Source organism: Bradyrhizobium genosp. L, from assembly GCF_015624485.1.
In the GTDB taxonomy this organism is placed as follows: domain Bacteria; phylum Pseudomonadota; class Alphaproteobacteria; order Rhizobiales; family Xanthobacteraceae; genus Bradyrhizobium.
Genome location: NZ_CP061378.1, coordinates 1,331,634 through 1,345,081 on the forward strand (window position 1 = coordinate 1,331,634; position 13,448 = coordinate 1,345,081).

The 13,448-nt window shown below is 65.0% G+C and carries 11 protein-coding genes; 5 read left to right on the plus strand and 6 right to left on the minus strand.

The window, feature by feature from the left end; translation table 11 throughout:
* Positions 1-118: 118 nt before the first annotated feature.
* Genes IC762_RS06185 through IC762_RS06200 form a run of 4 tightly spaced genes read right to left on the minus strand, consistent with a single transcriptional unit; the run spans position 119 to position 4,044 of the window.
* Positions 119-871, minus strand: coding sequence for a polysaccharide deacetylase family protein (locus IC762_RS06185; protein WP_195787737.1), 753 nt, complete (start codon positions 869-871; stop codon positions 119-121).
* A complete protein-coding gene (locus IC762_RS06190; RefSeq protein ID WP_195787739.1) occupies positions 871-1,677 on the minus strand; it encodes a class I SAM-dependent methyltransferase in 807 nt (268 codons plus the stop codon). Before IC762_RS06190 ends, IC762_RS06185 begins: the two co-directional genes overlap by 1 nt.
* A 4-nt stretch (positions 1,678-1,681) precedes the next feature.
* Complete coding sequence (locus IC762_RS06195; RefSeq protein ID WP_195787741.1) at positions 1,682-3,124, minus strand: lipopolysaccharide biosynthesis protein; 1,443 nt, start codon at positions 3,122-3,124, stop codon at positions 1,682-1,684.
* Positions 3,118-4,044, minus strand: coding sequence for a DUF6492 family protein (locus IC762_RS06200; protein ID WP_195787743.1), 927 nt, complete (start codon positions 4,042-4,044; stop codon positions 3,118-3,120). Before IC762_RS06200 ends, IC762_RS06195 begins: the two co-directional genes overlap by 7 nt.
* A 432-nt stretch (positions 4,045-4,476) precedes the next feature.
* On the opposite strand from IC762_RS06200, the gene IC762_RS06205 reads away from it, so the two are divergent.
* Together IC762_RS06205 and IC762_RS06210 are read left to right on the plus strand one after the other, a co-directional pair.
* Positions 4,477-6,369 carry an acyltransferase family protein gene (locus IC762_RS06205; RefSeq protein ID WP_195787745.1) on the plus strand — a complete coding sequence of 631 codons (1,893 nt, stop codon included), beginning with the start codon at positions 4,477-4,479 and terminating at the stop codon, positions 6,367-6,369.
* Positions 6,359-7,327, plus strand: a complete 969-nt coding sequence (locus IC762_RS06210; RefSeq protein WP_195787746.1) for a glycosyl hydrolase — start codon at positions 6,359-6,361, stop codon at positions 7,325-7,327. Before IC762_RS06205 ends, IC762_RS06210 begins: the two co-directional genes overlap by 11 nt.
* A gap of 76 nt (positions 7,328-7,403) precedes the next feature.
* On the opposite strand, the gene IC762_RS06215 is transcribed toward IC762_RS06210, so the two are convergent.
* Positions 7,404-8,492: a radical SAM protein gene (locus tag IC762_RS06215; protein ID WP_195787747.1), complete on the minus strand. Its 1,089-nt coding sequence runs from the start codon at positions 8,490-8,492 to the stop codon at positions 7,404-7,406.
* Between the two features lie 403 nt (positions 8,493-8,895).
* On the opposite strand from IC762_RS06215, the gene IC762_RS06220 reads away from it, so the two are divergent.
* Entirely contained in the window at positions 8,896-9,900 is a 1,005-nt protein-coding gene (locus IC762_RS06220; RefSeq protein ID WP_195787749.1) for a glycosyltransferase family 2 protein, read from the plus strand.
* On the plus strand, positions 9,897-11,222 hold the full coding sequence (locus tag IC762_RS06225; RefSeq protein WP_195787751.1) for an O-antigen ligase family protein: 1,326 nt from the start codon (positions 9,897-9,899) through the stop codon (positions 11,220-11,222). The genes IC762_RS06220 and IC762_RS06225 overlap by 4 nt, the downstream gene beginning before the upstream one ends.
* Here the strand turns inward: IC762_RS06225 and IC762_RS06230 are convergent.
* Complete coding sequence (locus IC762_RS06230; RefSeq protein WP_195787753.1) at positions 11,219-12,310, minus strand: hypothetical protein; 1,092 nt, start codon at positions 12,308-12,310, stop codon at positions 11,219-11,221. The two genes, IC762_RS06225 and IC762_RS06230, sit on opposite strands and share 4 nt — an antisense overlap.
* Positions 12,311-12,503: 193 nt before the next feature.
* Between IC762_RS06230 and IC762_RS06235 the strand changes: the two genes are divergently transcribed.
* Positions 12,504-13,448, plus strand: a complete 945-nt coding sequence (locus tag IC762_RS06235) for a cupin-like domain-containing protein (RefSeq protein WP_195787755.1) — start codon at positions 12,504-12,506, stop codon at positions 13,446-13,448.

Consider the following 13,448-nt stretch of genomic DNA (forward strand, 5'->3'; position numbering starts at 1 on the left):
ATCGGCTGGGGAGCACTCATTCGGGTCACGCCATGCGCACCAGACGCGGTAAAAACGCAACACGGAAAATTAACCATACCGATTGGGGGACTATTCACCAGAAAGGCAAACAAAGCGTTTAAGCGCGGGCGCATCGGAACGCCTCCGCCATCGTCAACGCCGGGATGTTGCGCCGTGCCGCGGCTTCCAGTGCCGATGTCATGAGATCGGGTGAGCAGCCATAGAGGCTCGGCCGCTCGGCGACGTCGTGGCTGTAGAAAATTAACCAGCCGTTAGTGTATGAGGCCTCGCTGAACGCCTGCTCGATGCGATCGCGTGAGGTCTGGCGGTCGATCAGCGGGATCGCGCGCAGGAACTGGAGGTCGACCTCGCCGCTGTTCACGCCCGGCACGATGCTGCGACAGGTGAGGAATTCGGACTTCAACTGGTGCTTCCGCGCATAGGAGCCGTAGCCGAACGGATAGGCGAAGGTCTCGACCGGCATGGTCGGATCGAGCGAATGGAAGTAGGTGCGGTTGCGCGCGATCTCCTCGGCGAGCGTGGTCTCGTCGAGGTCGCAGGCGCGGCGGTGCGAGAAGGTGTGGCAGCCGATCTCATGACCCCGGCGGTGCAGCGAGACGACATCGTCGGAGCTGCCCGTCGCCCAATCCGGCGCGTCCATTCCGACCAGGCCGCCGGACACATAGAACGTGCCGCGCGCGCCGTAGGATTCCAGGATGTCGGCGCCGAGCGTCGCCGCGCTCCTCGGCAGATCGTCAAAGGTGAAGGTCACCATCGGCGTGGCATTGCGCAGGCGAAAACGCTCGACCTGCACATGCATCGCCAGCCGGTGGCTGACCTTGACCCTGGCCTCGGACCACAATGCGTTCATTACCCAAGCTTCCGAAGGATCACATGATAGTCGCCGTGCCGGACGTCGGTCTTGCCGGGCAGCAGCGCGTTCATCGTCTTCGCGGCGGCGTCGATCAGCGCGGCCAGCAACGGCTTGCGCCGGCGCATCTCCGGATAGCGCGGGCTCTCGTACTTCCTGCGGTAGATCGCCTGCAGGCCGTGGCGGGCCGCGAATGCTTCGAGATTGCCGAGCGTGACCAGCGGATGGAAATGGGTCGGGAACGGCGCCTCGCCCGGCAGGCCGGCCTTCTTCTCGCCGCGCACATAACGATAGAACCAGACGTGGAACCAGTGCGGGGAATATTTCGTGACGACGCCGGACAGCGACTTCGGGTTCGGTGCGCCGATCAGGAGCAGGCCGTTCGGCTTCAACGCCTCACAGAAGCCGGTCAGCACGGCCTCGACGTCGGGCACGTGCTCGATGACGTTGTAGCAGATGATCAGGTCGAACCGCTTTGGCGGGAAACGATAGGTCTGGAGGTCGCCGAGGATCGCCTCCTGCGCGTAGGTGTTGTTGCGGATCTGGTCCTCGTCGATATCAACGACGGTGACATGGCCGCGGCCGATCACGCCGAGCGGCAAATAGCTGGTCGAGCCGCCGCCGGCCTCGTAGATCGCAAGCGGCCCGGGCGGCAATCGCGCTTCGAGTATGCTGTGCACCGTCAGCAGGCTGTGCTTGGCCTCGCCGGGTGGCAGCGCCAGCAGCGACTCCGGGTGGATCGGCGCCGGCAGCGGCAGGTCGGTCATTTCGGCATTCGATGTGTCGAGCGCAAGCATCTTGTTCATCGGCTCATCCAACGTTGCTGTTTGCGAATTTGGTGCGGAATATGGCGAAGCCCTGCTTCAGCCGGCCGCGCAGGCGAGCGATGTCGAACAGCCAGCACAGTGCGGCGTAGACGATGATTCCGGCGCCGGCCAGCACGAGACAGGCGGGGAGGTCGGTGATGTGCAGCGTGCGATCCAGCGCGCCGACGGTGAGCACCATCGCGAGCGCGGCGATCACGATCAAAGCGAGGCGGCCGAGCGGGATCGGGATCGGGAAAGCGAAGCGGCACAGGATCAGCGCGCAAGCAAAGCCGGTGGCGTCGGCGCCGAGCCGCGCCCAGGCCGCGCCGATCGTGCCGTAATGGCTGACCAGGACGTAGGACAGGATCACGTTGGCGGCGATGATCGAGGCGGTGTTGATCAAATAGAAGGAATTGCGCCCCGACAGCAGAAAGCTCGCATGCAGATATTGCTGCGTCAGCACCTGGAACAGGACGGCGAGTGCGACGACCGGCATGATCTCGCCGGCGAGCGCGCGGAAGTCGGCACCGAGGATGATGTTGGCGATTTGCGGCGCGATCACCGCAAAGCCGAGACAGGCCGGCAAGGTGACGCCGGCGAGCAGCTCGAGGCATTCGGCGAGATGGCTCCTGACCGCGCCGTCGCCCTGTTTGGCGTGGATCTGCACGGCCATCGGGAAGAAGGCGGCGGCCATGCTCATCGCCGGCATCATCAGGGTCTGGCGGACCAGGTCGAGCGCCGCGACATATTTGCCGGCGTCGGCCGCGCCGATCAGATTGGCGATCATGAAGCGGTCGGTCACGCTCGAGATCGCGAGCAGCGTGAGCGACAGAGTGAGCGGCAGGCCGGTGCGGGCCAATGTCGAGAGGTCGGCGCGGTCGAACGTGATCGTCGTGCCGCGCCAGGCACTGCGCGACTGTACCAGCACCGCGACGAGATAGGCTCCAGTGGCTGCAAGCAGCAGCAGGAATCCGACCGGGCTGGTCAGTGCGACGACGACGCCGAAGCCGAGCAGCGCGCCGGCGCGCACCAGCGTCGCTTTCATCACCGACAGCGCCTTCAGCCGCGCGCGCAGCAGATCCTGCGTCAGTTCGAACAGGCCGATCGCAACCGCAAGCGCGACGGCGGCAAGCGCCGCGGTCGGATCGAGCCCGACCAGGCGCGCCAGCAGATAGGCGGGCGGCGCAGTCAGGCAGCAGATCAGATAGCCGGATGCGACCAGGCCGCGGATGTCGGTGCCGTCATTGCGGGCGTGCCCGCTCAGGATCAAATTGCGGAACCAGCCCACCAGGAAGACCGAGATCACGGAGGCGAAGCCGACGCCGAGCAGATAGACGCCGTAGTCGTGCGGCGCGAACAGCCGCGTGAAGATGAACACGCTGAAGAGGCCGAGCAGCGCCGAGAGCACGTTGGCCGTCAGGTTGATGCTGGCCTGTCCGATCAGCATGACGAGGCAAGCCTCATGGGCTCGGCGGCCAGCGATGGCGCCAGGATGGCGTCGCTCTCGGCCACGACCTCACGGATGGTCGCGACCGGCGTTCCGGAGAAGGACGCGATCGAGAACGCGACGTCATCCTTGTTGGCGCGCATCAGCAGCCGGGTCAGCTCATCCTTGCTCAGCGTCGGGTCGTCCCAGTAGCTGATGCATTGCGTCTTCGGCACCACCGTGTGGCGCAGCGCCGCGTCCGCGTCGTTCTCGACCAGGAAGCCGTACAGCAGGTATTCGGAGAATTCGCGGGTTTTGCACAGCGCCTCGATCCAGCTCAAGCCGCTCGCCGCCTCGATGCGCTCGGCGAGCACGCGCGTCGTCTCCTTGTCCCAGAAGATGATGTGTCCGATGAAGTCGGGCGCCGGGAACGGCGGCGTCGGCAGGCCGAGCAATTGGTGGCTGGTCTCCAGCCAGCGCGAATGGCGCGGCTGGTCGGCGGTGACTTCGTCGGCCATCTTCAGGAGCGGGATCCGGTTCGGGTATTCGAAGCGCGCCAGGTCGAAGTCGCGGAAGAACACGATGTCGGAATCCAGGATGCAGAACCGCTCATAGGGCAGCGAGATGCAGGCTGCGATCTTCAGGATCTGCTGGACATGCCAACCGTTCACCGGCTTGGCGCGCAGCGACCACCAGAACTGGCGCCGCTTGCGCTGGATCATGCGCGGCAGCGGGCGCAGCCAGTCCGGCAGGAAGGAGGAGGCAGGGATGATGATGCGGCGTTCGCTCGCCAGCGGCGCGAACAGCGACAGGTCGCAATCCGGCACGAGCAGATAGTGCTTGGAAAACGAGGTGACGTGGCGATCCACGCTCTCGCATAGCAAGGTGCAGATTTCCAGATCGCGCCCGTAGGTCGGGGTCAGCAACGCGACAGGGTTCATCTCGTGGCTCTCTCCGGCAACGCCGTCTCGGGGCGGTCCATGGCCGCCGGCAGAATCTCGTTGGCTCCCAGTTCAGCAAGATCGGTGCCGGAGCATTTCGCGGCGTGTCTGCGCGGCGCGCGATGGTTAAGCATTGGTAAACGGCCGCGCTGCGCATCGGTTAACGCGCCGTGAACCAGCCGATTGCGCCGACAATTTCGCGGCAAAAGCCCTGTTGCCCGGATATTGCAGTGCTCGCGCCTGCATTGCCGAAGTGGTCCGCTGCAGGTGAGGACGGATGAGAGTTGATTGGCTTTTCCCGCGCATTCGAGCGGCCGCCAGGCGTGCGGCCGTGCCGTCTGTCCGTTTCGAAACACCGTCCCTGTCAGCAGTGTCCGCATTTGGTACAGCGGCCTGTGCCGGGTGGGGCCGGTCGCGTCCCGGCGCCGCGCTGTGAAATACCGCTCCGACATCGACGGGCTGCGGGCGCTCGCCGTGATCCCGGTGCTGCTGTATCACGTCGGCGTGCCCGGATTCGTAGGCGGCTTCGTCGGCGTCGACATCTTCTTCGTCATCTCCGGCTATCTGATCTGCGGCATGACCGATGCGGACATCCGCGACGGATCATTCTCGCTCCGCAATTTCTACAAACGGCGCATCCTGCGCATCCTGCCGGCGCTATCGGTCATGCTGCTGGTCACGGGCGCGCTGGCCTACAGCTACTTCCTGCCGGTCGAGCTCGAGGATTTTGCCAAGAGCCTGGCCAGCGCCGTCGGCTCGATCTCGAACGTCTATTTCGCGATGACGGCCGGCTATTTCGAGGCGCCCGCCGAAACCAAGCCGCTGCTGCACACCTGGTCGCTCGGCGTCGAGGAGCAGTTCTATCTCGTCGTTCCCGTGGTGATGCTGATCGCCTACCGCTTCGCGCCGAAGCGGGCGCGGCTGCTGCTCGCGATCGCGACCGCGCTGTCGTATGTGTCCGCGGTCGCGATCAGCTATCGCAACGAGACCTTCGCCTTCTATCTGACGCCGTTCCGGGCCTGGGAGCTCGCACTCGGCGCGCTGCTTGCGATCGGCTTCATTCCTGCACCGCCGCGCGGGATCTGGAGCGATCTCTGCGGTCTCACCGGGCTCGCGCTGCTGCTCGGCGTCATCCTCGTCGGCTCGTCGTCGGCGCCACTGCTGTTGATGACGTCGCTGGCCGGACTCGGCGCGACGATGGTGATTGCGTCGAGCGAACGCGGCCCCTCGCTGGCCGGCCGGTTGCTATCGCTACCGCCGCTGGTGTTCGTCGGCCTGATCTCCTATTCGCTCTATCTCTGGCATTGGCCGCTGATCGTGTTCCAGCGCACCGACGCGCTGCTGAAGACCGGCTCGCCGGTCAGCACCAAGCTGATGCTGATCGTGATCTCGGTCAGCATGGCCTATCTGTCCTGGAAGCTGATCGAGCTGCCGTTCCGAAATCTCGGCCGCAGCGTGTCCCGGATGAAGGTCTTCACCGTCGCGTCCGGCGCGATGGCATCGGTGGTCGCGGCCTGTGGCCTGATCCTGCTCGCCGGTGGCGCGCCGTTCCGCTTTCCGGCCCGCGTGCTGCAGATCAGCTCCTACCTCGCTTATGATTCCTCGGCGGCGTTTCGCACCGGCCGCTGCTTCCTGCTCAACAACCGCCAGCTACTCGATACCGGAACCTGCATGACGCCGGATCCGACGCGACCGAACTATTTGCTGGTCGGCGACAGCCATGCGGCACATCTCTGGCTCGGGCTTTCTTCGGCGATGACAGGCGTCAATGTCATGCAGGCGACCGCCAGCCTGTGCCGTCCCGCCGTGCAGGGCGGCTCGCGCTACGACACGCCGGTCTGCCGGCGCATGATGGACTACGTCTTCAACGATTTCCTCGCAAACAACCGGATCGACCGGATCCTGCTGGCCGCGTCCTGGAAGGACGAGGACCTGCCGATGCTGGCGACATCGCTCGATCTCCTGAAGGCGAGGGGGCTTCGCGTCACGGTGCTCGGACCGATTGTCGAGTACGATGCGGCGTTGCCACGCCTGCTGGTCGATGAAATCGTGCGCGACGATCCGGCAGCGGCGAGCGCCATGCGCCGGCCCGGCGTGCAGGACCGCGACCGGGCGATGTCGCGGCTCGCCGCCGATCACGGCGCCGCTTACGTTTCACTCTATGAGGCGATCTGCCATGACGGCCGCTGCGACGAATATGTCGAGGCTGCCGTGCCGATGCAATTCGATGAAGGCCATCTGACGTCGCAGGGTTCGATCGAGCTTGGCCGCCGGCTGGCGCCGTTTCTTGCACCGAAGCTTGTTGGAGCGCGCGATGCGAACTGATGGACATGGAATCTCGCGGCGGACGGCGCTTGGCCTCGCGGCGCTGACCTTGAGCGGACTGTCGGCGAAGGCCGCGCCATCGCGCGTCTCGCAGCTCGGCCCCGATACGGCGCGGTTCGCCGGCGCTTTCGTCAATTGGGGCGACACCGGCCGCGAGCACATGCTGCAGGCCTGGGAGAAATGGCTGAACCAGCGTCCTTCATCGGTGCTCGGCGTCGACTTCTACGGCCAGAACGATTGGGAGGACTTTCACAAATTCGATTGGGTCCCTGGGCTCTGGAAGAAGCTCAATCCGGCGCGCAACGTCGTCTGGTCGGTGCCGCTCACCATCACGGGCACGCCGCTCGCCGATGTCGCCGGCGGCCTGCACGATGCCGACTTCGAGGCTGCGGCCCGCGCGATCGCGCAGGCGCATCCGAGGGCGATCATCCGCCTCGGCTGGGAGATGAACATCTCCAACATGGGCTGGTGCGCCAAGGGACAGGAGGACGACTACATCCAGTCGTTCCGCCGCGTGGTCGCAATCTTCCGCCGGCAATCCAATGGCTTCAAGTTCGACTGGTGCCCGGGCTGGGGCGCCCAGGACACGCCTGCCGACATGGCCTACCCCGGCAATGATTTCGTCGATTACGTTGGGCTCGATGTCTACGATTTCACCGCGGAAGGCACTGCGGCGGAACGCTGGACCAACCGCTATCTCAAGGCGCCGTTCGGCCTGGAATGGCAGCGCGAGTTCGCCGCCGCGCGTGGCAAGCAGATGAGCTATCCCGAATGGGGCGTCGGCCAGTCCGGCGACAACGCGTACTTCGTGCAGCAGATGCATGACTGGTTCGCCGCCAATAAGGCCGCGATAGCCTATGCCGCCTATTTCGACGTCGACGGCCTGTGGCCGACGCAGATCGACAATGGGAAGTTTCCGAAGTCGGCGAGCCTGTTCCGAACGCTGTTCGCAGGGTAGTTGACCGGTCTAGCAGCCAAGCAAAGGCCCGACCGGTCCGCGACCACTCGGGCTTCTTTGCTGTGCGGCCGTTGGATCAGGCCGCCTTGGTGTTCGTCAGCAGCGTCAGACCCATCTTCAGCTTGTCCTGAAGTGTGCGCTGCGCGAGGCAGGTGAACAGGCAGAGCTTGTCGCAAGCGACGGTTTCCTTGCGCCGCGTGCGGGCCTCCTCGCTGTACCAGATCTCGCGCGCGGTCTGGGTGCGGACGTTGCCGATCGGCTTGAAGAACCAGCACACCTCGAGACGGCCGTCCGAACGGATGAAGTAATTGCGCATGCCGACCCGGCACGGCATCACCTCTGGCGGCGCCTTCTCGCGGCGGAAATGGTTCGGCCAGGCGTTCAGTACGGCCTCGCCATTGAGGATCGGCGCGCCCGCGCGCTTCAGCCGCAGCAGCTCGTCACGCACCTTGATGAGATCGTCCATCTCATTTTCGCCGATCCATAGCTCGTCCTCGACTTCCTGCGTGCCCTGCTCGACCGGCTGGAAGCTCAGTGCCGTGGCGCCGATCTCCTGGATCCAGTCGACCATCTCGGGCAAGCGGCGGAAGTTGAGCTTGTGCACGACCGGCTTGATGATGATCGGGAAGTCCAGGCCCTCTGCGCGGCGCATCTCCGACACGTTGCGGATGCCCTGCACGATGTCATTGAGCGAGTTCTCGACGCCGCGCGAGTAATTGTGAATCTCGGGATCGGTCGAATCGATCGAGATGTTGATGTTGAAGGGGCGCGCCTCGACGGTCTGGGCGACGATCTTCTTGTTGAGATAGGCGCCGCCATTGGTGGTGACGCCCCAGTGGATGTCGTTGTCGCGGCAGAATCGCACCAGGTCGAGAAAGCCCTTCTTGATGTAAGGCTCGCCGCCGGCGAACTCGACGTGATAGGCGCCGATGAACTCCTTGAGACTCGACAGCGCGCGCTGCCACTCCTCGATCGACATCTCGTCGCGATAGTTCGGGCGCCGCCAGTAGTCGCAGTAGCGGCATTTGTAGTTGCAGCGTTCGACCACCTCCGCGAAGATCGAAGCCGGGCGCGTGACGTCGCGGCCGGTGCGCAGATAGAGCTCTTCGGAGAGGGCGTTGCGGACGTGCTTGCTGCCGAGCGAGACGAGGTCGAGCGCTTTCAAGGTGAACCTCTGGCGGTTTTCGTGTTGTTGCGATCGGGATCAATTCGCTGAATTATGGAGGGATCAGCAAATTGGATGCCAGCCGGAACCGGAAGCGCAGCTGGCTCGCATGCCGCGGCTCTTAACCCTAAGAACTTCTTACTTGCGCAGCGTGGAAGCGCGTCCACTTGAGCGCGGCCGCGATCCCCGGCGGCAAATCGCATCGTTAGACTTCAAATTAACCTTGCGGCGAACTCGCGCCGACCGCGGGACGCACTGGAGCGGATTTTGCCATGAGGTCGCCGTAACGTTTGAACCGCGTCCGCATCCGAGCGCGTGTCTGCCATCCTGGGACGACCCTGTTCCATAGTGATGCGCCGATCTGTGCCGATGCGATCAGCCTATCCGGGATTGCCAGAAGGCCATGAACGAGATGTCGACCGAGTTTCCCGCCGCCGACCGCGCCTGGGTGACTGCCTCGCCCGCGCTCGACTGTTCCATCGAGACCGTCATCTGCATTCCGAGCTTCCGCCGGCCGAAGCATCTCCGGCTGACCCTGGACTCGCTGGTGGCGCAGCGCACCGCGCGTCGCTTTGCAGTGGTCGTGGTCGAGAACGACGCGTCCCGCTGCGAGAGCGCGCCGGTCGCGGCCGAATTCCTCAACGCCGACCGGCTTCACGGCCTCTGCATCGTCGAGCCGCGGCAAGGCAATTGCCAGGCGATCAATGCCGCATTCGAGACCGCGCTCGAGACGTTTCCGCGCGCACAAAATTTCCTGATGATCGATGATGACGAAGTGGCTTCGCCGGACTGGCTGGAGCGGATGGTGCAGGCCGCCGAGACCAGCGGCGCTGCGATCATCGGCGGGCCGGTGTGGCCGAATTTCGATGCCGAGCACAAGGGCGGGCTGAAGCGCCATCCGGCGTTCGCGCCGGCCTATCACGCGAGCGGTCCGGTCCCGGTGATCTATGGCTGCGGCAACTGCCTGATCCGGCGTGCGGTGTTCGAGCGGCTCGGGCAGCCGGCCTTCGACCTGCGCTTCAACTTCCTCGGCGGCGGCGACCACGATTTCTTCGCGCGGGCGCGCCGCGCGGGCTTCGGCTTCTTCTGGGTGACCGAGGCGGCGATCAGCGAGACGGTGCCTGAGAGCCGCACCCATCTCGGCTGGATCGTGCGGCGCGGCCTGCGGATCGGGGCGATCAACTATCACATCGAGAGCAAGGCGGCGCAGTCGACGTGGTCGCGCGCGGCCGTGAAAGCCAAGATGTTCGGCCTGGTGCCGTTCTCGTTCTACCGCTTCGCCCGCATCGTGCTGCGCGAGCATCAGGCCGTCATCGCGATGCACCCGATGGTGGTCGCGATCGGCAGCGCGCTTGCGGTGCTCGGCATCGAACCGCAGCCCTACGCAGCCTCGAAGATCACCTCGTGAGCGATTTCTCCATCACGACCGAAAGCCGGGCGCTGATCGCCGACATCTCGCGTCGGCCGGTGATGGATTATGTGCGCGGCGCTGCGTTCGTCGGCATCCTTTTGCTGGTCTGGGTCTCGCTGCATCCGTTCGAGGATCTGAGCGGCTTCTATGTCGGCGAGGTGACCAACGGCCGCGAAGCGTTCCTTTACGGTCTGTTCGGCGTGCTAATGGTGGGGATGCTCGCGCTGACCATGCGCGACAACATGCCGGCGCTGAAATCGCTGCTGACGCCGGCCTTCCTGCTGTTCGCCGCCTGGATTTGCATCAGCGTGGTGCTGTCGTTCGATCCGGCGACGTCGCTGCGCCGGCTGGCGCTCTCGGTATTCGTCATCGTGACGATGGCGACGTGCGTGCTGCTGCCGAAGTCGCAGGCCGAATTGATGCGCTGGTTCGGCATCGCTGCGCTGGTGCTGCTGGCGACCTGCTATCTCGGCGTCCTGCTGGCGCCGCATCTGTCGATCCACCAGGCCACCGACCCGCAGGAACCGGCGCTCGCCGGCAATTGGCGTGGTGCATTCGGCCACAAGAACATCGCGGCCGCGATGATGACGATGCTGATCTTCATCGGCATCTATTTGTTCAAGGCCGGCAGCCGCCTGTCTGGCATCGCGGTGACCGGGCTCGCGCTGGTGTTTTTGGTCTTCACCGCCGGCAAGAGCTCGATGGCGCTGTGCATTGCCGTGCTGGGCCTGAGCGCGCTGACGGCGCTGATCCGCTCGTTCTGGGGACGCGTGCTGCTGCTGTTGATGCCGCTCGTGCTGCTTAATCTGTTCAGCGTCGGCACCGTAATGAGCGACACGCTGGCATCGATCGCCGACCTGTTGCCGCTCGACACGTCCTTCACTGGTCGCGCCGACATCTGGGCCTTTGCGCTGGACTCGCTGCACCAGCGGCTATGGACCGGATACGGTTTCGAGGCATTCTGGGGAGGCGATGCGATCCAGAATTTGAAGGAAGGCAAGGAGTGGGCGGGCTACGCTTCGCATAGCCACAACGGCTATCTCGACACCACGCTCGGCACCGGCCTGCCCGGCCTGGTGCTGCTGATCGCGGCGTTCGTCGTCAAGCCGTTGCGCGATTTCCAGGCCGCGGACGAGGGCGGCAATGACAGTCCGCTGACGATGCTGTTCCTGCGGATCTGGCTGTTCGGCCTCTATCTATCGTCGATGGAGAGCTTCTTCCTCGACCGCGCCGATACGATCTGGGGCACGTTCCTCATCGGGCTGTTCGGGCTGCATTATCTCGCCCGTTTCCGGATGCGCGCCGAAACTGCCGCTTAGAACTGCGCGCGGATGGCGTTGGCGACGTCCGTCCACCAGCCGTCGAAATCGAAGGGCACGTGGACCGTCGGCCGCTTCACCGCTGCAACGATCGTATCGGCATAGATAGCGCTCTCCGCGTTGCGCGGCACCAGCAGGATGGCGCCGCGATCGATCAGCTCCTTGAAGCGCGGATGGTGGTCGAATTCGTCCGGCAGCGCCGCGCCGGTGACGATCAGCGGCCGGCCGGATTGCACGCAGGCCAGCACGCTGGAGCGCCGCGCGGTGAGCCCTTCGTCCAGCGGATAACAGAACGCGTCGACCTCGGCGAGCAGGCCGAACACCTCGTGGTCGGAGGCGACGTAGCCCGAGACGATTACGTCGCCCTTGAGCCCGAGCTTGGTCAGGCGCGCCTCGAACTCCGCCTCGACGTTCTGGACGCCGCGGATGAAGGAGCCGACATAGACGATCAGCGGACTGAGCCCGCGCTCTTTCAGGATTGCGCCGATCGCAAGCAGCGCATTCGGCTGCTTGCCCGGATAGAGCGAGCCGAAATGGCCGATGATGAGACGGCCGTCGCCGCGCGCGGCGACCAGCCGGCGCCGCAGCGGCGAATCCTCGATGCCGGCGGGGGCTGCGATGTTCGGCGGCAGCGGCGCGAGGGCGCATTTCCGCACCATGCCGCGCATCAGCGGATCGTCGGCAAGCTCCTTGCGCACCAGCGGCGAGAACATCACGATGGTATCGGCCAGCCACAGCGCCGGGATATAGGTGCGCCGGCGCATCCCGTTGAGGCCGGCCCATTCGTGCTGAATCAGGACAACTTTGCGGCGCCGCAGCTTCGCAAACAGCAGCGCGAGCAGCGGCCGGACGATCAGGCGCTTCCAGGCCACGATCGGGAAGTTGCAGACCACGCTGTCGGCGTCGCCGACCGCGCGCCAGATCTCGCGCAGCGTCCCGTCGGTCTGCGTCAGGGTTAACGTCGTGCTAGCGCCGGGTGCCAGCTTTTCGATGGTTTCCTGGAGCAGGCGCGTGAATTGCCCGACGCCGCACTGCATCTGCTGGCCTGCGCCGAGAAACAGCGCACGATATCGGGGCTTTTCACTCATCGTGATTGCGTCGGATTCCGGCGATCGGTCGGTGGCGTCGCGGTTAGCCATAGCGGCGAGACATTAGCTTCGGGTAAGCGGCCGCGCATACGCGACGGCATCGTTCTTGCCAATCCCATCCAAACAGCCAGTCGCTCGTCCCGGAACGGGACATCGGCTGAAACGAAATGGCGCAGCGCGTGGGAGCGCGACGATGACGACAGGTATCTTCACGAATTGGGACGACAGCCACACCGCGCGCTGGAGCCGGCAGCCGGTGCAACTGGGGCACACCATGCACCAGCAGCCGGCGTTCTCGATGGATGACCTCGCTCGCCTGATCGAGACCTATCCGCGCGAGCATTACAGCCTGATCAAGACTGGCGCGCAGGGATCGAGCCGGGTCTGGCGCGAGGGCGAGATCGGCCGGCTCAGCGGCCATCAGGTGATCGAGGCGATCTCGCGCGGCGGCCTCTGGCTGAACCTGCGCAACGTCACCGCCGTCGATCGCCGCGTCCGCGACATGGTCGATCGGATGTTCGCCGAGGTCGCGGCCAAGGTGCCCGGCTTCGACGCGCCGACGCATCAGGCCGGCATCCTGATCTCCTCGCCCGACGCGCAGGTCTACTATCACGCCGACCTGCCGGGGCAGGGCCTGGTGCAGATCGCTGGCCGCAAGCGTGTCTACATCTATCCGAACTCCGCGCCGTTCATCCGGCCCGAGCATCTGGAGAACATCGCGCTGTTCGACGTCGAGGTCGATATCCCCTATGAACCCTGGTACGACCGTCACGCCAAGATCATCGACCTCGAGCCCGGCCAGATGCTGAACTGGCCGCTCAACGCGCCGCACCGGGTCGAGAATCTCGGCACGGTCAATATCTCGATGACGATTTCCTATGTGAACGAGGAGATCCGCCGCGCCCAGATCCTGCATCTCGCCAACGGCATGCTGCGTCATCGCTTCGGCTACGCGCCGCGCAGCCGCAGCATCCGCGGCCCGTCCTTCTTCATCAAGCAGGTGATGCAGAAGCTGCTGCGCGACGGCAAATGGGTGAAGCGCGAGCGCGCGGCGCGCCGGCCGATCGACTTCCGTCTCGACGAGGCCGATCTCGGCAAGATCGTCGATCTGCCGAAGGTCGCCCTGGCGGCGGCATAG

Bases quoted from the DNA above. Each gene is read 5' to 3' on its own strand.
- IC762_RS06235 (WP_195787755.1), top strand. From the start codon at position 12,504: ATGACGACAGGTATCTTCACGAATTGGGACGACAGCCACACCGCGCGC.
- IC762_RS06195 (WP_195787741.1), bottom strand. From the start codon at position 3,124: ATGCTGATCGGACAGGCCAGCATCAACCTGACGGCCAACGTGCTCTCG.
- IC762_RS06190 (WP_195787739.1), bottom strand. From the start codon at position 1,677: ATGAACAAGATGCTTGCGCTCGACACATCGAATGCCGAAATGACCGAC.
- IC762_RS06200 (WP_195787743.1), bottom strand. From the start codon at position 4,044: ATGAACCCTGTCGCGTTGCTGACCCCGACCTACGGGCGCGATCTGGAA.
- IC762_RS06210 (WP_195787746.1), top strand. From the start codon at position 6,359: ATGCGAACTGATGGACATGGAATCTCGCGGCGGACGGCGCTTGGCCTC.
- IC762_RS06220 (WP_195787749.1), top strand. From the start codon at position 8,896: ATGAACGAGATGTCGACCGAGTTTCCCGCCGCCGACCGCGCCTGGGTG.
- IC762_RS06230 (WP_195787753.1), bottom strand. From the start codon at position 12,310: ATGAGTGAAAAGCCCCGATATCGTGCGCTGTTTCTCGGCGCAGGCCAG.
- IC762_RS06185 (WP_195787737.1), bottom strand. From the start codon at position 871: ATGAACGCATTGTGGTCCGAGGCCAGGGTCAAGGTCAGCCACCGGCTG.